The following is a 15,957-nucleotide window of genomic DNA, read 5'->3' as shown; positions in this document are numbered from 1 at the left end:
AACGGTCCGCGCCGCGGACGAAAAGCCGAGGATCTGGCTTTCTGACGGGACGGGTGTCCAGAACGCCGCCGGACGTTAGCCCATAAGAGATTGATAAGATTCAGCTGATATAGAAAACCTCTTGCCGACATGCCGTAACGGCATCTACGGCGCGCTCAGACCGCCAAACGGGGGTGCGGCCATGAAGCATGACGGAGTTCCAGCATCCGCGGTCGGCCACGGGGCCTACCACGACGAGCGCCTGGACGCGCTTCTCAGCATCACCGGCCGCATGGACGGCTATCTCTACCGCTGCCGCAACGATGCGTCCTACACCATGCTCTACATCAGCGACGGCATTCTCACTGTTAGCGGTTATCGGCCGAGCGATTTCATTCACAACGCGGTGCGCGACTATGTCTCGGCCATCCATCCGGATGATCTCGCCGCCGTCTACGCCGCCGTCGACGGCGCGCTCGAGACGCGCTGCAACTGGAACGTCGACTATCGCATCGTCCCGCGGGTCGGCGAACCGCTATGGGTGCGCGAGATCGGCGGCGGTGTCTGGGACGACACCGGCGAACTCGAGTTCCTGGAAGGCTTCGTCGTCGACATCAGCGACCGCAAGGTTGTCGAGGACCTCAATTCCCAGCTGCTGCTGGATCTGAAGGCAGCCAACGAGGAGCTGTCCGCGCAGAAGCGGGAGATCGAGCTGGCGAAGCTGCAGAGCGACCATTCGGCCAACCACGATGCATTGACCGACTTGCCCAACCGGCGCGCCTTCCACGACGAACTGAAATCGGTGGTCGCGCGCTGCGGCGCCACCGGCGAGGCGGCCGGACTTCTGTTCATCGATCTCGACCGGTTCAAGGAAGTCAACGACACGCTCGGCCACGAGGCCGGCGATGCGTTGCTGCAGCGCGTGTCGAAGAACCTTCGCTCCATCCTGCGCAGTGACGATTTCGTGGCACGGCTTGGTGGCGATGAGTTCGCCTTCCTGTTTTCGGGAGAGCCGGACCTCGCGCGGCAAAAGGCGGTGCGGGTCGCCGAGCGCATCCTTGAAAGGCTGCAGATCAAAATCCCGGCGCCGGATAGCGCCATCCAGATCGGGTGCACCGTCGGTGTCGCCATGTATCCCCTGGATGCCGCCGATTCGGATGCACTAGTCGCTGTCGCCGACCGGCTGATGTATATCGGCAAGAAAAGTGGCCGCAACCGGTTGGTCACTGCCGGGGAACTGACTGCGGAACAACAGCCGTCGTCCGGATCTCGCCACCCAATTCGCAAGACCGCCTAGGCGCGACTGGGGTGCACCAAAGCCATCAAGCCGGCGCGAACACGCGTGCGGCCTCGACGACCTCCTCGACCTGATCCTGCCGCAGCAGGTCGATCGGGACTTGGCCTTCGAGGTCGGCTGAGGGGCGCGTCAGCCACAGCCACGCCAGCCTCGGATTGCTGATCAGGGACAGCACGGCGCGGATGCCCGCCACCGGTCTGCCGTCGACGAACTGCGCCAGCGGGAAGACATGTTTGCGGCCGCCCTTGCGCAGGGCGATGACCTCGCCCCGCCTTTGCCAGCGGTGCAGCGTCGACCGCGCGATGCGCAGGTTCTCCTCAAGATAGGTCGATCCGGCGACGCGGCCCGCCCAGTCCTCGATCAGCATCGATTCGAGGTCGTCGGACTTTGGCGGCGAAGTTTGCTCGATATCGGCCAATAGCGTCGTCGGCGGATTTGTGGCGCCAGTGATACCGGCTTCGCCGCGGCGCGCAGCCTCCGCCGCCAGCGCGCGCACGAATTTCGAGGCCAGGCCGGGAAGGTCGGCGTGGATGGTGTCGATGGCGCGCTGGTGTTTCGGCGACAGCAAGGTGACCGCGGAAGCTATGCTGCCGGCGATCTTGCCGACCGAGACCATGGTGGGCTTGTTGATGGCCTCGTCATAGTGGGCAAGCGCGCGATCGACATCCTCCGCGACCATCTCTGCGAAGTCGTCCTGCTTGAGGCCCTGGATCTGAAATCTGTTCATGCATGTGTCTTCCGGGCCGCGCGCTCCTCCCAGCGGCCGGCTGTTGAACTTCTAGAGCGGAAAGCGGAAATCGCGGCGGCAACAGATACAGCGGCCCGACAGCTTGCTGTCTTGCATTTTTGACACCCCAACTGGCCGAGGGCGCACCGAAATGTCAGTCGGGGCGCCTGGATTGCGTGTAGGTGCGATGTGTGACAGCCGCGCGACGGTGAGCGCACCGGCGGCCAAGCTGCCGATCTCCCCACTTGTGGGAGAGATGCCCGGCAGGGCAGAGGGGGGCGCGAAGGATCGCTACGGAGCGATGTTTGCGTCCGAGCTCTTCGATCGACGGCGCGCCATGAAAATCATGCCATCCATTTTTGGGCTGGCGGCAATGTAAAGCCGTGCAGATGCTGGTGGGACAACGCCCCCCTCTGGCCTGCCGGCCATCTCCCCCACGAGGGGGGAGATCGGCAGTTGTCCCTAAAGCAACCCTGCCTGCTCAGCCTCGCGGCGCAAATTCTGCCGCGGCCTGGGGCCGATCTGCTGGATCACCAATCCGGCCGCCAGTGAGCCAAGGTCGCCGCAGGTCTGCAGGTCGCGGCCTTGCGTGTAGCCATGCAGGAACCCGGCGGCATAGAGATCGCCGGCGCCCGTCGTGTCGACCAGCTCCCTGATCGCGGTTGCCTTGATGACCACGGTCTCGTCGCCGCGCACGATCACCGAGCCTTTCTCCGAACGGGTCACGGCGGCGATCCGGCAATCCTTGCGGATCTGTGCCAGCGCCTCCTCGAACGACGATGTCTGGTAGAGCGACTTGATCTCGTGGCTGTTGGCAAAGACGATGTCGACCGTGCCCGAACGCATCAGGTCGAGGAACTCGTCGCGATAGCGGTCGACGCAGAACGAATCCGACAACGTCATGGACACTTCGCGGCCTGCCGCGTGCGCCAGCTTCGCCGTCTGCCGGATCGCTTCCTTGGCGCGCGGCGGATCCCACAGATAGCCCTCGAAATAGGTGACCTTGGCGCCAGACGCCTTGTCGGCCTCGACATCCTCAGGGCCGAGCTCGACGCAGGCGCCGAGATAGGTGTTCATTGAACGCTCGCCGTCGGGGGTGACGAAGATCATCGAGCGCGCTGTCGGCGGCTCGCCCTTGAGCGGCCTGGTGTCGAAGGCGACGCCCTGCGCATGGATGTCGTGGGCATAGATTTCGCCCAGCGCATCGTTGGAGACCTTGCCGAAGAAGGCCGCGCGGCCGCCGAAGCTTGCGACACCGGCCGCCGTGTTGCCGGCGCTACCGCCGGAGGCTTCGATCGCCGGGCCCATGCGGCTGTAGAGCAGTTCGGCGCGCCGGGTGTCGATGAGGTTCATCGCGCCCTTGATAATGCCGTTGGTCTCGAGGAATTCCTCGTCGCACTGGGCGATGATGTCGACAATGGCATTGCCGATGCAAAGCACGTCATAGTTCGGCATCAATGTCTCCGCCAAAAACCCGAGCCGGCTTCTTGCCACGCCGGCCCGGCGCGGGTCTAGCGATTTGAAACCGTTTTGCCTAGGGCGTGACACGCAACTTTGGCGGATCAGGCTGGAACAGGCCAAAGGCGCATCCGCCACGAGGCGCTATGACAATTCGACCGTGGCCGAAGCATTTCATCGCCACACGGCCTACAAGCCTGGCTCAGCCGATTCCGTTTCGAAGGCGAGCCAGCCCACCAATGTCCACAAAGAGCATCTCTACAAGGAACGAGCCAGCAAAGAACGACATGACGACCGACCTGGCACTGCTCGCCGTGCTGGCAGTGCTCTGGGCCGCCTCCTACACCTTCATCAAGATCGGCATCGAGACGATCCCGCCGGTCACCTTCATTGCCGCCCGCACCCTGATCGCGGGTGGCATCCTGTTCGCCGTCATCCGCTGGCGCGGGCTGGCCATGCCGGGCGATGCGGCAAGCTGGCGTCGGTTCGCCTTCCAGGCATGCCTCAACAGTGTCATCCCGTTCACCCTGATCGCTGCGGCCGAACGTTCGGTCGATGCTGGCCTCGCCACCATCCTGAACGCGACCTCGCCGATCTTCACCTTCCTTTTGACCGCGCTCATCACCCGCCACGAGCCGGTCACGTTGCGCAAACTGATTGGCGTCGGCGCCGGCATTGCCGGTATCTGCCTCATCATTGGCACCGAGGCGCTGGGTGGTCTCGGTCATGAACTGTGGGCACAATTGGCAATTGTCGCGGCGACGATCTGCTATGCCGGCGCGGCGATTTTCGGCCGTGGTTTCAAGGGCCTCGACCCGATGCTGCCGGCCGCCGGCTCGATGCTCTGCGGTGCAGTCATTCTCGTGCCGCTCAGTCTTGTGTTCGACCAGCCATGGACGCTGGCGCCATCAACGGCGTCGATCCTGGCCTTGCTAGGCCTGTCGGTCTTTTCCACCGCGCTGGCTTTCGTCATCTATTTCCGCCTCATCCACACGCTGGGCTCGGTCGGCACCACCTCGCAAGCCTATCTGCGCGTGCCGATCGGCGTCGGCATCGGCGCCCTCTTCCTTGGCGAAAGCCTGGGTTCGACGGCATGGCTGGGAATGGCGTTTGTCGTAGCCGGGGTGGCAGCGATGACCATCCCGGTTCGCAACCCGGCGTTTGCACGGTAAACGCCCAACGCTTGTGCTCGCGGCTTGCGCTGCCTATCTCGGAGGCGTCCGCCCGTGCGGTGGTATCCGCTAGAGGGGTCCAAGCACAGTGATTTTCGACGCTGCCCGCACCGCGGCCTTCGAGCTGCTCTCGCCTCCCTTTCGCGCCGTGTTCTTCAAGACGCTTGGGCTGACTTTGCTGGCGCTGGTGGCCTTGTGGTTCGGTCTGACCAGCCTTGTCGAGTGGCTGGCCCTGCCATGGCTGCAGACGCTGTTGCCCGGCATGCCGTCCTGGGCCGGGTGGCTGGGCGGCATCATCGCGGCTATCGCGCTTGCCTTCGGCGTGGCGCTGCTCATCGCGCCGGTGACGGCTGTTGTCGCCGGCCTGTTTCTCGACGATATCGCCGACGTGGTCGAGCGCACCGACTATCCCGGCGATCCGCCCGGACGCGCCATGCCGGCGCTGCGCTCGCTGGTGCTGTCGATGCGATTCCTCGGTGTCGTCGTCCTCGGCAACATCGTCGCGCTGCTGCTGCTTCTGGTGCCGGGCGTCAACATCGCCGCCTTCTTCATCGTCAACGGCTATCTGCTTGGGCGCGAGTTCTTCGAATTCGCCGTCATGCGCTTTCGCGGGGAAGACGAGGCCAGGGCCTTGCGCAGGCACTATGCCGGCACCGTGTTTCTCGCCGGGCTGCTCATCGCTGCCTTCCTCGCCGTGCCGCTGCTCAACCTAGTGACCCCGCTGTTCGCCGCCGCCATGATGGTGCATCTGCACAAGGCGATCAGCGCGCGGGAAATTACCCGCCGGGGCTAGGCTCTGCTCAGCGTAGAAGGAAACCGAGTCCGAGTTCGTCGTCCGCCTCGACGATGAACTCAGCCCGTCCGGAATAATAGGCGCGGCCGCCGACGCGGGCGATGATCGCCTCGTGCAGGCCAGCCTTCGCCGTCCGCACCGCGGACCCGGAAAAACGCGAGCCGGCGATGCTTTCGAACATGCGCGTCTGTCCTATCGCGATCTCGCCCTTGGCGTGCATGGCCGCCAACCGCGCGGTCACGCCGGAGCCGGTCGGCGAGCGGTCGACCTCGGCCTCGGCGAAGACACAGACGTTCTTCGTCACCTCATTGGAAAACGCGTCGCGGCCATCGGTCAGGATGGTGCCGTAGAGAAAGGCAAGATCGGCGTGGTCGGGATGCGACAGCGGAAATTCGGCCTTGAGCCTGTTGGTCAGTGCCGTCGCCGCATCGACGAAATCGCGTACCCGGTCGCGGCCGAATTCGAGCCCGAATTGGTGGCAATCGGCCAGCGCGTAGAAGGCGCCGCCATAGCCGATGTCGAAACCGATCGTGCCATGGCCCGCCAGCTCTATCGTCTGCCCGCCGGCGAACAGGAAGGCCGGCACGCTTTCGAACGACACCCCGCCGGCCTTGCCGTCCCTGACCTCGACCGAGGCGACGACCAACCCGCACGGCGCCTCGATGTTGACGATCGTCACCGGCTCGCGTTTCGTCACTAGTCCTTCGTCTACGGCGTAGCGCCCGAGCGCGACGATGGCGTGGCCGCACATGGTCGAATAGCCCTCATTGTGCATGAACAGCACGGCGAGATCGGCGCCGGGCAGGTCCGGCTCGACCAGCAAGGCACCATACATGTCGTAATGGCCCCGCGGCTCGAACATCAGGATTTTCCTGAGATGATCGAGACGGTCGCGCACATAGGCGCGCTTCTCCAGGATCGTGCCTTTCGGGATATCCGGATAGCCGCCGGTGACGATCCTGAGCGGCTCGCCGCCGGTATGCATGTCGACGACGGTCAGCGTCATGCGATTGGGCCCATCTAAGCTGAAGGTTTGCCGAACAGAGCCTGCAATTTGCCGAAAGGCATGGCGGCGCGGGTGAAGCCGAACGTGCCGTCCTGCTGGATCTCGCGCGCCGCCGTTTCCAGCATGCCGTAGGCGAAATTGGTCAGCCACGGCCCGAGCGAAATACGCTTGACGCCGGCCATGGCGAGATCGGCGATGGTGAAGCCGGGTCTTGCCATGACGTTGACCGGCTTGCTGACCGCCGAGCAGATCGCACGCACCATCTCGACGTCGCCGATGCCCGGCGCATAGAGCACATCGGCGCCGGCCTTCTCGAAAGCCTGCAGCCGCTTGATGGTGTCGTCGAGATCGGACTTGCCCCACAGGAAATTCTCGGCGCGTGCGGTGAACACGAAATCGCGCTTCAGCGCGCGCGCCGCCTCCACGGCCGCCGCGACGCGCTCGACGGCGTGCGAGAAATCATAGATCGGCTTGTCCGGGTCGCCGGTGTGGTCCTCGATCGAGCAGCCGGCAAGGCCGGCCGCTTCCGCCGCGAAGACGGTTTCCGCGGCACTGGTCGGGCTGTCGCCCTTGCCTTTCTCGAGGTCGGCCGAGACCGGCAGGCTGGTCGCCGCCGTCAGCTCGCGGCAATGGTGGATCATCTGGTCGAAGGTCACGGCGCCATCCGGCAGGCCGCGCGAAAAGGCAAAGCCGGCGCTGGTCGTCGCCAGCGCCGTGAAGCCGAACGAAGCCAGCAGCTTCGTCGTGCCGATGTCCCAGGGATTGGGCATGACGAAGGTCGAGGCATGCAGGTCGCGAAAGATCTTGCCCTTGTCCATGGTAGTTCCCCCATCATGTGCGGTGTGGCTAAACAGATTTTATCCTGCCCCCTTTGGTCGGGCAAACGAATGCGGTTGGTTCAGAAGCGTTTGGCGTTCTCTCCTGCCAATTTGTCCAGCGTGTCGGAATCCATGGCGTAGCGCGATGTCTCCTGATGGCGGCATATGACTGGCAGGGTGGGTTTCATGCGCGGCCTCAGGTCTGGCGGGCCAAGCTACCACGGACAATCGAGGCGTACAGCAGTAGGCTGGAGATCAGATCAGTGGATCGGCACCAGCCCGGCCAGTTCGCGCATGTCGTCGAACAGTATGCCCCCGGCCTGGACCAGGCCATCTCGGTCGGAATGGGGATCGGCGTAATAGGAAAACACCCGCATGCCGGCGGCGATGCCTGCCTGCGTGCCGGCGACGCTGTCCTCGATGACGATGCAGTCGGCGGGCGAAAAGCCCATGGTCCTGGCCGCATGCAGGAACAGGTCGGGAAACGGCTTGCCGCGCGCGGCCATGGTCGAAGAAAACATTGCGTGCTCGAACAGCGGTAACAGCCCGGTCTGGCCGAGCGTGATGTGCATCTTCGACACCCTGGCCGAGGTGGCGACGCAATAGGCGATGCCGGCTGAACGCACGGCTTCGACAAACTCGCGGACGTAGGGGATCGCCTCGACGCCATGGGCGAACAGATCCGGCAGGCCGGCGTTCCAACGATCGACGAAGTCGGCGCCGAGCCTGACGCTGGTTTCCTCTTCGATCTGTTTTTGCACCGACGCCATGCTGCGGCCGGAGAAATTCTTGCGGCAATATTCGAAGCTTGTCGGATAGCCGGCGGCGCTCAACCATTCGGCGAGGCGCCGATTGGCGAGGTTCTCGGTGTCGACCAGGATGCCATCGCAGTCGAAGATGACAAGTTTAGGCAGTTCAGACATCAGGCGGTGCCGGTCGATCCGAACCCGCCCGAGCCACGCGCCGTGCCGCCGGCCAATGTACGTTCTTCCCCGGCCGCCTGCGTCACCGCCGCGAAGACGATCTGGGCGATGCGCATGCCGCGCGTCACGGCAAAGTCCTCGTCGCCGAGGTTGATCAGCAGCACCTTCACCTCGCCGCGATAGTCGCTGTCGATGGTGCCGGGCGTGTTGAGGACGGTCAGCCCATGTTTGAAAGCAAGTCCGGAACGCGGCCGCACCTGACCTTCCATACCTTCCGGAATTTCCAGGATCAGCCCGGTCGGCACCAAAGCGCGTTTGCCAGGCAGGATCAGCAGCGGCCGGTCGTCGGGCACCGCGGCGCGCAAATCCATGCCGGCCGCACCGGTGCTTTCATAGGCTGGAAGGGGAAGTCCTTCACCATGCGGCAACCTGACGAAGCCGACGGTCGGACCGATGACGGAGGGAGTTTGAAGGGCTGCGCGCATAAAATCGATCCTATCGGCGCGAACGGCGATTCGGTCAACTCGACCGCAATGCTATCAACGTCTTTCTTTCAGGCATCACTATGACCTGGTCATCGGAACGACGGTGGTCTCCTTGATCTCCTCCATCACGAACGAGGCGGAAACGTCCGACAGCGCCACCTTGGCGATCAGCCGCTGGTAGAGCCGGTCATAGGCCTTCACGTCGGCGACACGGGCGCGCAGCACATAATCGAGGTCGCCGGACATGCGGTAAACGCCGGTGATCTCGGGAAAGCCGGTCACTGCCGCGCGGAACTTCTGCAGCCACTCCGGGTCGTGGTTGGACGTGCGGATCAGGATGAAGACGGAAAGGCCAAGTCCGAGCTTTTCGGCATCGACCAGCGCCACCCGGCCGGTGATGACGCCATCCTCTTCCAGCCGCTTCACCCGGCGCCAGCAGGCATTGCGCGACAAGGCCACCCGCTCCGACAGCTGGTCGACCGACAGCGTGCCGTCGCGTTGCAATTCGCTCAGCAATTTCCGGTCGATTTCGTCGATTTCCAATGCCATATGGGATGTTTGTCCCATCAATGGGCCAAATACAAGGATAATTTGAGACCGATGAACCGGCGAAGCGTGTCAGGATACTCATATCAGGAACTTCAAGCGCTGAAGGGGAACCAGCATGTCGGTCGCAAGGATTTTCACCTCTCATCCGGCCAAGGTCGGCGAAACCTATTTCGGCCACATGGCCTTTGCCGCTTGGTTCTCATCGCGGCTCCTGATGGCGGCGGGCGCCGCGCTCGTTCACGCTTTCTTGCCATTTCTGTTTGAAACTACAGCCAGCCGAATCGTTCGCGAACTCTACGAGCGGACGCACAACAGAGGCACACACGCGACCAAGGAGCCCGCGGCTCTTATGGATCGCGCCTAGAGGACGACAGAAGCGATGTGCCGATGGGCGGCCTATCTCGGTGAAGCGGTCTTTCTCGAAGACATCCTCACCGCGCCCTGCCACTCGCTGATCGCCCAGAGCCATTGCGCCCAGGAAGCAAAGTCGCCGACCAATGGCGACGGCTTTGGCCTTGCCTGGTATGGCGACCGCCCGGAGCCCGGTCTTTACCGCGACATCCTGCCGGCCTGGTCCGATCCCAATCTGAAGAGCCTGTGCCGGCAGATCAAATCCGGCCTGTTCCTCGCGCATGTGCGGGCGTCCACCGGCGGCGCCACCAGCCGGATGAACTGCCACCCGTTCATCTCCGGCAACTGGTCATTTATGCACAACGGCCAGATCGGCGGCTTCGAGAAGATCCGCCGCGCGCTGGAGAACTCGCTGTCCGACGCCGTTTTCGACCAGCGCGAAGGCACCACCGATTCCGAGTTGTTTTTCCTGCTGACGATCGATGAAGGGTTGGCCGGTGATCCGCAAGGTGCCGTCTCGCGTGCCACCAGCCGCGTGCTCGACGCCTCTCACCGCGCCGGTCTCGATCCGTCACTGAAACTCACCGCCGCATTCTCGGACGGGCAGGCTCTTCACGCTGTGCGTTATGCGACCGACGCCCACGCGCCGACGCTCTACACCTCCACCTTACGCAAGGGCGGCGGCCGCTGCATCATGTCCGAACCGTTTGACCGCGAGGGCGGCGATTGGCAGGCTATTCCGCCATCAAGCTTTGTCACCATGACCAGGGATGGCATGGCTATTCGCCCCTTTGCTCCGGCTGCGGCGAAGCTGGCCCTGGCCGTCTAGTTGCAAATCACGGCAACGTCGCGCGCATCGGCTGGCAATCACCTTCAGGGGTTTTGCGGCGCGCTGGAATGTCTCAGCCAATGGCGGTCGAAGACATCGAGAATGGCGCGGAACTCGGCTGGCGGGATCTGGTGGACGCCGCCATCGCTGCCTCCCACGAGGAACCGTATGAGTTGTCGGTCGACCTGCTCCGGCTGGTCGATGGATATGCCGAGCGATGCCAAATCCTCTGATATCGACTGGTCGCCTAGCAGGTATCCGCCCCACGAGGTGGTCCCAGGCGCCGGATCGTGCAGGCGTACCATGAGGATCCTGGTCAATGACGGCAGGGTCTCCGGGCCGATAATAGCGGTTCCGCACATATACCCGCCAAGCACACTTCCCGGCTGCGACTGCGGCAACAGGCTGATGAAGAACTGGGCATCGCCGCCCGCTTCCTTCAGATGCACGTAAAGAGCGCGCTTGGCCGGCGTGACCGGGCCGCCAAGCACCAGCTGGCCTGTCGGCAAGGCTTCGCGATATGTGGCGGTCAAGCCATGCAGACCAGGCCCTGCCTCGATCGACAGGATGCCCTTGATGATCTTGCCGCGATAGTAAGGCGACCAGGCGCGCGAATAACATGCATAAGCACCGGTCAGCGCGAACACGAGGCTGCGCTCATCATGGCTGGAGGAGGCATCGAATTGATTGCCGGCGCGGCGTTCGAGCACCGCGCTGTCGATGCCGTGGCGGGCTGCGATGGCTGCGGTGAAGTGCGGCAGGTCGCAGTCGGCGATCCATGAGCCGGGCTGCTCCAAGCGAAGCAGCTTCGCCCAATCGTCATAGACACTGTGCTCGCGCGGCTGGGCGCGACCTTGCAGCCATTTGTCGGCGCGGCCGAGATCGAACGCGGTCTTGGGATTAACGGCTCGGAACGCCGCCGCCAGATCCTTGCGGGTGACGGTCCCCAATAACGCCGACGTCAGCCGCAATTTCTGCGCGATGTGCTGTGCCATACGGCTGCCTCTTGCTGCTCGCTGTCTGCCATATCATGCTGCATCCATCCTTTCACGATATATTTCCATTAGCTAATATTCCAGGAATTCCAGAGAATTCCACGGTATTCCGTACGTGCTGCCTTTTCCGGTAGCGGTCCGGCGCTAAGCTCGCGGAGGGCAAGGGGCTTATCTTCCGCGAGAAAGTGCTGAACGTGGGCCGAGCACGTCCCTTCCTTCGCAGAGCACCGACACGCTCCAATCGAGCAACGAGCAACCAAGCTCAAGGAGCCTGCTGACAACCTTACGTTGTGGCACCTCAACCTGAAGGAACGACCGGATGACCTCGAATGCCTCTTCCAGACTGACGTTCATTGTATTTACCGCTGGTTGTATCGCGTTGGCGCTGCTCTTTCGATACGCGCCGGTCGGTGAATTCCCCTCGAAATATATCAAGGCCGCACCGGTGGCGCTCGCCGCAAATCCGACGCGCATCGACGTCGACAATGAGGCGCACGCCATACGCTTCTACATCGATGGCAAGCAGGTCGCCTTGCTCGATCAGTCCGGTTTCAGGCAGTGAGGCGCCAAGCCGCGCAAGGCGGCGCGGCGGTTTTGAGTGCATGAGACAAGAACTTGGGCACGACGCATGGGTGATCCAGAAAATGCGGAGCGCTTTGGAGCCAGAGAGGAAACCGTCATGAAACTCATTCTGTCCGCGTTGCTTGTGCTGCTTGCCTTGTCGCAGGTGGCGGAGGCGAAGAAGAAAGTCTTGGTGACGCAGGACAATGCCGCCAAGGCGCAGGCGACCCGGCCGCAACTCGACAACGCATGGACAGGCGGGATTAGGCCGGCCGCGGATGCAAAGGCGCGAGCCACCGACGGGATGCAGTACCCGCCGGCGCTGTATTTCAATTTCCTTTAGGCCGGTTGCTGGCCGGCGTCGGATCGATGCCCCGTGCGGCATCGGCCGCGGGCTTTCGCCGTCCGCCGGGCTATTGAGCGAAGCGTCCCAATCCATAGGGCGCCAAAAGCGGGTCGCGCTCGCCCTCCAGTATTTCCCGTGCGGCGAACAGGCCGACGGCCGGCGCCAGCGTGATGCCCGAATGCATGACCGCGACATAGACGCCGTCCATGCCCTCGGCGCGGCCGATGATCGGAAAGCCGTCGATCGGCGTCGGTCGGTAGCCGACCGTGTGGAAATCCAGTTCCAGCCCGTCACTGTCGCGCAGCATGGCCTTCATGGCCGCGAACAGCGCGCGGGCGGTGTCTTGCGGATCCATGCCCGGATCGGCACCTCCGAAATCCGAACCGGCGATGATTCGCCCTTCGGCTGTCTGGCGCATGTGCAGCCGCTCGGCCAGCACCAGGCCGTTAAGCAGCTTTTTGTAAGGCCGAGAGTGAACGATCAGGCCGGGCGGTGTCTCGATCGGCAGGTTGATCCCGGCCGTCGCGGCGATGTCCGGGGAGCCGACGCCGGCCGCGATCACCACCTCGTTGGCGGCAATCAGGCCATGCGATGTGTCGACACCGGTGATCTTGCCACCGGTCTGGACCAGCGCCGTGACCGTGCTGGAGATGATGCGTGCGCCATGTCGCTCCGCGTCTGCCAACAGTGCGCGGGCGGCGGCCACCGGCTCGGCGACACCCTCCTCAGCCACATGCAGGGCAAACTCGGGAAGCTCGGCGAGATTTGGCTCGATGCGCGCCGCGCCGGCGCGATCGACGCGCTCGATGCCGTAAGCCCAGGCGGAATGCTCCGTGGCATAAGTTTCCATTGCGGCGGCCGGCAAATCCCAGCACAGGCCGCCGCACCAGCTGAGCGGGAGGCCGGGCAGGTCCTGCGCCAGCCGCGACCATTCGGCCATCGCGCGGGTGCGTAGCCGGAAATACGGCTCCGGATTGCCCCAACTTGCGTTGATCCAGGCGAACGAGTTCGGCGTCGCCACCCCGCCCGCGGCGCTGTCGGCGATGACCGTCACCCGCGCCCGCGCCCGCGCCTTGGTCAGATGCCAGGCGATGGAGGCACCGATGATGCCGGCGCCAATAACGATCACTTGTTTGGCCGCTGTCATGTTCGCTCCTTTGCCTCGTCATTTCGTGGGGATGTTCATCCAGTGCCATCCCGGCAGCCGCTTGCCAACGCGAAATATGCGGCAATGCTCTCGTCCGAACCACGGCGTGACCGACTCCGTGCTCTGACGGACGGGCGGCAACCAGCGGCGTCCGCCCGCCGGACCGGTCGACAGCTTGGCACTGCGCTGCTAGAAGCCCGGCCTGTCACACGGAAATCCCAGAGAATGCCCGAAGCAATAGAAGAAGAAGTGGCGCGCCGCCGCACCTTCGCGATCATCGCGCACCCGGACGCCGGCAAGACGACGCTCACCGAAAAGCTGCTGCTGTTCGGTGGCGCCATTCAGCTTGCCGGCGAGGTCAAGGCCAAGAAGGACAAGATCCAGACCCGGTCCGACTGGATGAAGATCGAGCGCGAGCGCGGCATTTCGGTCGTCACCTCGGTGATGACCTTCGAGTACGAGGACAATGTCTTCAACCTGCTCGACACGCCCGGCCACGAGGATTTCGCCGACGACACCTATCGCACGCTGTCGGCGGTCGACTCGGCCGTCATGGTCATCGATGCCGCCAAGGGCATCGAGCCGCGCACGCTGAAACTGTTCGAGGTCTGCCGCCTGCGCGACATCCCGATCATCACCTTCGTCAACAAGATGGACCGCGAAAGCCGCGATCCGTTCGAGATTTTGGACGAGATCGAGCAGAAGCTGGCGCTGGACACCGCGCCCATCACCTGGCCGATTGGTCGGGGAAGAACCTTTTCCGGCACTTACCATCTGGCGTTGAACGCGGTGCGCAAGGGCGACGACGAGAAGGAACGCACGCCGGTAAACGGTCCCGATTCCAATCGCGTTGCCGGGCTGTTGCCGGAAAACGAGCGCGAGGCCTTCATCGAGGAGCTGGAATTGGCGCGCGGAGCCTGCCGGCCGCTCGACATCGACACTTTTCGCGAAGGCCACCTGACGCCGGTCTATTTCGGCTCGGCGCTGCGCAACTATGGCGTCCGCGACCTGATCGAGGCGCTTGGCGCCTTTGGGCCGCCGCCGCGCGCGCAGGAAGCCGATACCCGCAAGGTTGAGGCGACCGAAGAGAAGATGACATCCTTCGTTTTCAAGATCCAGGCCAACATGGATCCCAACCACCGCGACCGCATCGCCTTCGTCCGAGTCTGCTCGGGCAAGCTCGAGCGCGGCATGAAGGCCAGGCTGGTGCGCACGGGAAAACCGATGTCGCTGTCGGCGCCGCAATTCTTCTTTGCCCGCACCCGCGTCACCGCCGACGAGGCCTTCGCCGGTGATGTCGTCGGCATTCCCAATCACGGCACGCTGCGCATCGGCGACACGCTGACCGAGGGCGAGGAGATACTGTTCCGCGGCGTGCCGAATTTCGCCCCGGAAATCCTGCGCCGTGTCCGCCTCGGCGACGCTATGAAGGCCAAGAAGCTCAAGGAAGCGCTGCACCAAATGGCCGAGGAGGGCGTCGTGCAGCTATTTTCACCCGAGGATGGTTCACCAGCGATTGTCGGCGTCGTCGGCGCGCTGCAACTCGACGTGCTGAAGGAACGGCTGAACTTCGAATACACGCTGCCCGTCGAATTCGAGATGTCGCGCTTTTCCGTCTGCCGCTGGATCTCGGCCGACGACAAGGCCGAGGTTCCCCGCTTCATCGAGGCGCATCGCGGCGACATCGCCCGCGATCTCGACAACGACCCGGTGTTTCTGGCCCAGCACGCTTTTTCGCTGAACTACGAGGCCGAGCGCTGGAAAGCGATCCGCTTCGCCACGATCAAGGATTATCAGGTCCGCGACAAGGCGGCTTGAAGTTCTCCCTTCTCCCCGTTTTACGGGGAGAAGGTGCCCGAAGGGCGGATGAGGGGCAGCGCCAACCTCAAGAATTAATGGACCCCTATATGCCCCCGGCCCTTCGCAGGCTCAGGGCGTTCGAAGCTCGAAAAGCCAAGCAATTGGCTTTTCGTCCGCTACGCGGACCGCTTCTCACCCCCTGGCCGCTTCCTCGATCTTGGCGATGTCGATTTTGACCATCTTCATCATTGCCTGCATCACCCGGTCGGACCTGGCCTGATCAGGGTCGCGAAGCAGTTTCGGCAATTGCTCCGGCACGATCTGCCAAGACAGGCCGAATTTGTCCTTCAGCCAGCTGCACGCAACCGGCTGCCCGCCTTCGACAAGCTTGTCCCAGAAATAATCCACTTCCTCCTGCGTCTTGCAGTCGACGGAGAGCGAGATCGCCTCGGTGAACTTGTGTTGCGGGCCGCCATTGAGCGCCTGGAATTCCACACCATCGAGCTCGAACGACATGACCAGCACCTGGCCTTCACGATCGCCGCCGCTCTTGCCCCAGCGCGTCGTGCTCAGCACCTTCGAATTTTTGAAGATGGAGACATAAAAATTCACAGCCTCCTCGGCCTGGGTGTCGAACCACAGGAAAGTGGAGATCTTTTGCATGTCGCGCTCCTCGGGTTGTCTTTTGCTGTTGCAGGGAAACGGCAGGTTTCGAGAATTG

General features: G+C 63.4%; 18 protein-coding genes. 8 read left to right on the top strand and 10 right to left on the bottom strand.

From position 1 onward, the window contains the following. Positions 1–181: 181 nt before the first annotated feature. A complete protein-coding gene (locus tag NKG99_RS15090) occupies positions 182–1,276 on the top strand; it encodes a diguanylate cyclase domain-containing protein (protein WP_352868958.1) in 1,095 nt (364 codons plus the stop codon). A gap of 25 nt (positions 1,277–1,301) precedes the next feature. Here NKG99_RS15090 and NKG99_RS15085 read toward each other — a convergent pair whose 3' ends face one another. Next, positions 1,302–2,003, bottom strand: coding sequence for an antitoxin Xre/MbcA/ParS-like domain-containing protein (locus NKG99_RS15085; protein ID WP_352868955.1), 702 nt, complete (start codon positions 2,001–2,003; stop codon positions 1,302–1,304). Positions 2,004–2,465: 462 nt separating this feature from the next. Beyond that, positions 2,466–3,458 (bottom strand): adenosine kinase, encoded by a 993-nt coding sequence (locus tag NKG99_RS15080; RefSeq protein ID WP_352868952.1) that lies wholly within the window; start codon positions 3,456–3,458, stop codon positions 2,466–2,468. 290 nt (positions 3,459–3,748) lie between these two features. On the opposite strand from NKG99_RS15080, the gene NKG99_RS15075 reads away from it, so the two are divergent. Further along, the gene (locus NKG99_RS15075) at positions 3,749–4,633 is read left to right on the top strand and encodes an EamA family transporter (RefSeq protein WP_352868950.1); all 885 of its coding nucleotides are present in this window, start codon (positions 3,749–3,751) and stop codon (positions 4,631–4,633) included. An 88-nt stretch (positions 4,634–4,721) separates the two neighbouring features. Beyond that, positions 4,722–5,426 (top strand): sulfate transporter family protein, encoded by a 705-nt coding sequence (locus tag NKG99_RS15070; protein ID WP_352868947.1) that lies wholly within the window; start codon positions 4,722–4,724, stop codon positions 5,424–5,426. Between the two features lie 7 nt (positions 5,427–5,433). Here NKG99_RS15070 and NKG99_RS15065 read toward each other — a convergent pair whose 3' ends face one another. The 5 genes from NKG99_RS15065 to NKG99_RS15045 form a co-directional block, all read right to left on the bottom strand. Beyond that, positions 5,434–6,432: a proline racemase family protein gene (locus NKG99_RS15065; protein WP_352868943.1), complete on the bottom strand. Its 999-nt coding sequence runs from the start codon at positions 6,430–6,432 to the stop codon at positions 5,434–5,436. Positions 6,433–6,446: 14 nt separating this feature from the next. Beyond that, positions 6,447–7,250 (bottom strand): isocitrate lyase/PEP mutase family protein, encoded by an 804-nt coding sequence (locus NKG99_RS15060; protein ID WP_352868940.1) that lies wholly within the window; start codon positions 7,248–7,250, stop codon positions 6,447–6,449. Positions 7,251–7,510: 260 nt separating this feature from the next. After that, positions 7,511–8,173: an HAD family hydrolase gene (locus tag NKG99_RS15055; protein ID WP_352868937.1), complete on the bottom strand. Its 663-nt coding sequence runs from the start codon at positions 8,171–8,173 to the stop codon at positions 7,511–7,513. Beyond that, the gene (gene dut / locus NKG99_RS15050; RefSeq protein WP_352868935.1) at positions 8,173–8,658 is read right to left on the bottom strand and encodes a dUTP diphosphatase; all 486 of its coding nucleotides are present in this window, start codon (positions 8,656–8,658) and stop codon (positions 8,173–8,175) included. The genes NKG99_RS15055 and dut overlap by 1 nt, the downstream gene beginning before the upstream one ends. Before the next feature lie 78 nt (positions 8,659–8,736). Next, a complete protein-coding gene (locus NKG99_RS15045; protein WP_352868932.1) occupies positions 8,737–9,207 on the bottom strand; it encodes an Lrp/AsnC family transcriptional regulator in 471 nt (156 codons plus the stop codon). A 115-nt stretch (positions 9,208–9,322) separates the two neighbouring features. Here NKG99_RS15045 and NKG99_RS15040 point away from each other — a divergent pair, with 115 nt between their 5' ends. Together NKG99_RS15040 and NKG99_RS15035 are read left to right on the top strand one after the other, a co-directional pair. Beyond that, entirely contained in the window at positions 9,323–9,571 is a 249-nt protein-coding gene (locus NKG99_RS15040; RefSeq protein WP_352868929.1) for a DUF6356 family protein, read from the top strand. Between the two features lie 15 nt (positions 9,572–9,586). Beyond that, on the top strand, positions 9,587–10,387 hold the full coding sequence (locus NKG99_RS15035) for a class II glutamine amidotransferase (RefSeq protein WP_352868927.1): 801 nt from the start codon (positions 9,587–9,589) through the stop codon (positions 10,385–10,387). 44 nt (positions 10,388–10,431) lie between these two features. Here NKG99_RS15035 and NKG99_RS15030 read toward each other — a convergent pair whose 3' ends face one another. Continuing rightward, positions 10,432–11,382, bottom strand: coding sequence for a hypothetical protein (locus NKG99_RS15030; RefSeq protein WP_352868924.1), 951 nt, complete (start codon positions 11,380–11,382; stop codon positions 10,432–10,434). A 319-nt stretch (positions 11,383–11,701) separates the two neighbouring features. Between NKG99_RS15030 and NKG99_RS15025 the strand changes: the two genes are divergently transcribed. Both NKG99_RS15025 and NKG99_RS15020 read left to right on the top strand, forming a co-directional pair. Further along, the gene (locus NKG99_RS15025) at positions 11,702–11,944 is read left to right on the top strand and encodes a hypothetical protein (protein ID WP_352868922.1); all 243 of its coding nucleotides are present in this window, start codon (positions 11,702–11,704) and stop codon (positions 11,942–11,944) included. A gap of 66 nt (positions 11,945–12,010) precedes the next feature. After that, positions 12,011–12,286, top strand: a complete 276-nt coding sequence (locus tag NKG99_RS15020) for a hypothetical protein (RefSeq protein ID WP_352868919.1) — start codon at positions 12,011–12,013, stop codon at positions 12,284–12,286. 70 nt (positions 12,287–12,356) lie between these two features. On the opposite strand, the gene NKG99_RS15015 is transcribed toward NKG99_RS15020, so the two are convergent. Next, positions 12,357–13,436: an NAD(P)/FAD-dependent oxidoreductase gene (locus tag NKG99_RS15015; protein ID WP_352868917.1), complete on the bottom strand. Its 1,080-nt coding sequence runs from the start codon at positions 13,434–13,436 to the stop codon at positions 12,357–12,359. 225 nt (positions 13,437–13,661) lie between these two features. Between NKG99_RS15015 and NKG99_RS15010 the strand changes: the two genes are divergently transcribed. Beyond that, positions 13,662–15,254 carry a peptide chain release factor 3 gene (locus NKG99_RS15010; protein ID WP_352868914.1) on the top strand — a complete coding sequence of 531 codons (1,593 nt, stop codon included), beginning with the start codon at positions 13,662–13,664 and terminating at the stop codon, positions 15,252–15,254. Positions 15,255–15,428: 174 nt separating this feature from the next. Here NKG99_RS15010 and NKG99_RS15005 read toward each other — a convergent pair whose 3' ends face one another. Then, positions 15,429–15,899: a VOC family protein gene (locus NKG99_RS15005; protein WP_352868912.1), complete on the bottom strand. Its 471-nt coding sequence runs from the start codon at positions 15,897–15,899 to the stop codon at positions 15,429–15,431. Between the last annotated feature and the right edge of the window lie 58 nt (positions 15,900–15,957).

This window comes from Mesorhizobium sp. M1409 (assembly GCF_040317535.1).
Classification (GTDB): Bacteria; Pseudomonadota; Alphaproteobacteria; order Rhizobiales; family Rhizobiaceae; genus Mesorhizobium.
This window is presented reverse-complemented; position numbering and strand designations above follow the sequence as displayed.

Bases quoted from the DNA above. Each gene is read 5' to 3' on its own strand.
- NKG99_RS15090 (WP_352868958.1), top strand. From the start codon at position 182: ATGAAGCATGACGGAGTTCCAGCATCCGCGGTCGGCCACGGGGCCTAC.
- NKG99_RS15025 (WP_352868922.1), top strand. From the start codon at position 11,702: ATGACCTCGAATGCCTCTTCCAGACTGACGTTCATTGTATTTACCGCT.
- NKG99_RS15045 (WP_352868932.1), bottom strand. From the start codon at position 9,207: ATGGCATTGGAAATCGACGAAATCGACCGGAAATTGCTGAGCGAATTG.
- dut (WP_352868935.1), bottom strand. From the start codon at position 8,658: ATGCGCGCAGCCCTTCAAACTCCCTCCGTCATCGGTCCGACCGTCGGC.
- NKG99_RS15060 (WP_352868940.1), bottom strand. From the start codon at position 7,250: ATGGACAAGGGCAAGATCTTTCGCGACCTGCATGCCTCGACCTTCGTC.
- NKG99_RS15080 (WP_352868952.1), bottom strand. From the start codon at position 3,458: ATGCCGAACTATGACGTGCTTTGCATCGGCAATGCCATTGTCGACATC.
- NKG99_RS15055 (WP_352868937.1), bottom strand. From the start codon at position 8,173: ATGTCTGAACTGCCTAAACTTGTCATCTTCGACTGCGATGGCATCCTG.
- NKG99_RS15005 (WP_352868912.1), bottom strand. From the start codon at position 15,899: ATGCAAAAGATCTCCACTTTCCTGTGGTTCGACACCCAGGCCGAGGAG.
- NKG99_RS15085 (WP_352868955.1), bottom strand. From the start codon at position 2,003: ATGAACAGATTTCAGATCCAGGGCCTCAAGCAGGACGACTTCGCAGAG.
- NKG99_RS15075 (WP_352868950.1), top strand. From the start codon at position 3,749: ATGACGACCGACCTGGCACTGCTCGCCGTGCTGGCAGTGCTCTGGGCC.
- NKG99_RS15020 (WP_352868919.1), top strand. From the start codon at position 12,011: ATGGGTGATCCAGAAAATGCGGAGCGCTTTGGAGCCAGAGAGGAAACC.
- NKG99_RS15015 (WP_352868917.1), bottom strand. From the start codon at position 13,436: ATGACAGCGGCCAAACAAGTGATCGTTATTGGCGCCGGCATCATCGGT.
- NKG99_RS15035 (WP_352868927.1), top strand. From the start codon at position 9,587: ATGTGCCGATGGGCGGCCTATCTCGGTGAAGCGGTCTTTCTCGAAGAC.
- NKG99_RS15030 (WP_352868924.1), bottom strand. From the start codon at position 11,382: ATGGCACAGCACATCGCGCAGAAATTGCGGCTGACGTCGGCGTTATTG.
- NKG99_RS15010 (WP_352868914.1), top strand. From the start codon at position 13,662: ATGCCCGAAGCAATAGAAGAAGAAGTGGCGCGCCGCCGCACCTTCGCG.
- NKG99_RS15065 (WP_352868943.1), bottom strand. From the start codon at position 6,432: ATGACGCTGACCGTCGTCGACATGCATACCGGCGGCGAGCCGCTCAGG.
- NKG99_RS15040 (WP_352868929.1), top strand. From the start codon at position 9,323: ATGTCGGTCGCAAGGATTTTCACCTCTCATCCGGCCAAGGTCGGCGAA.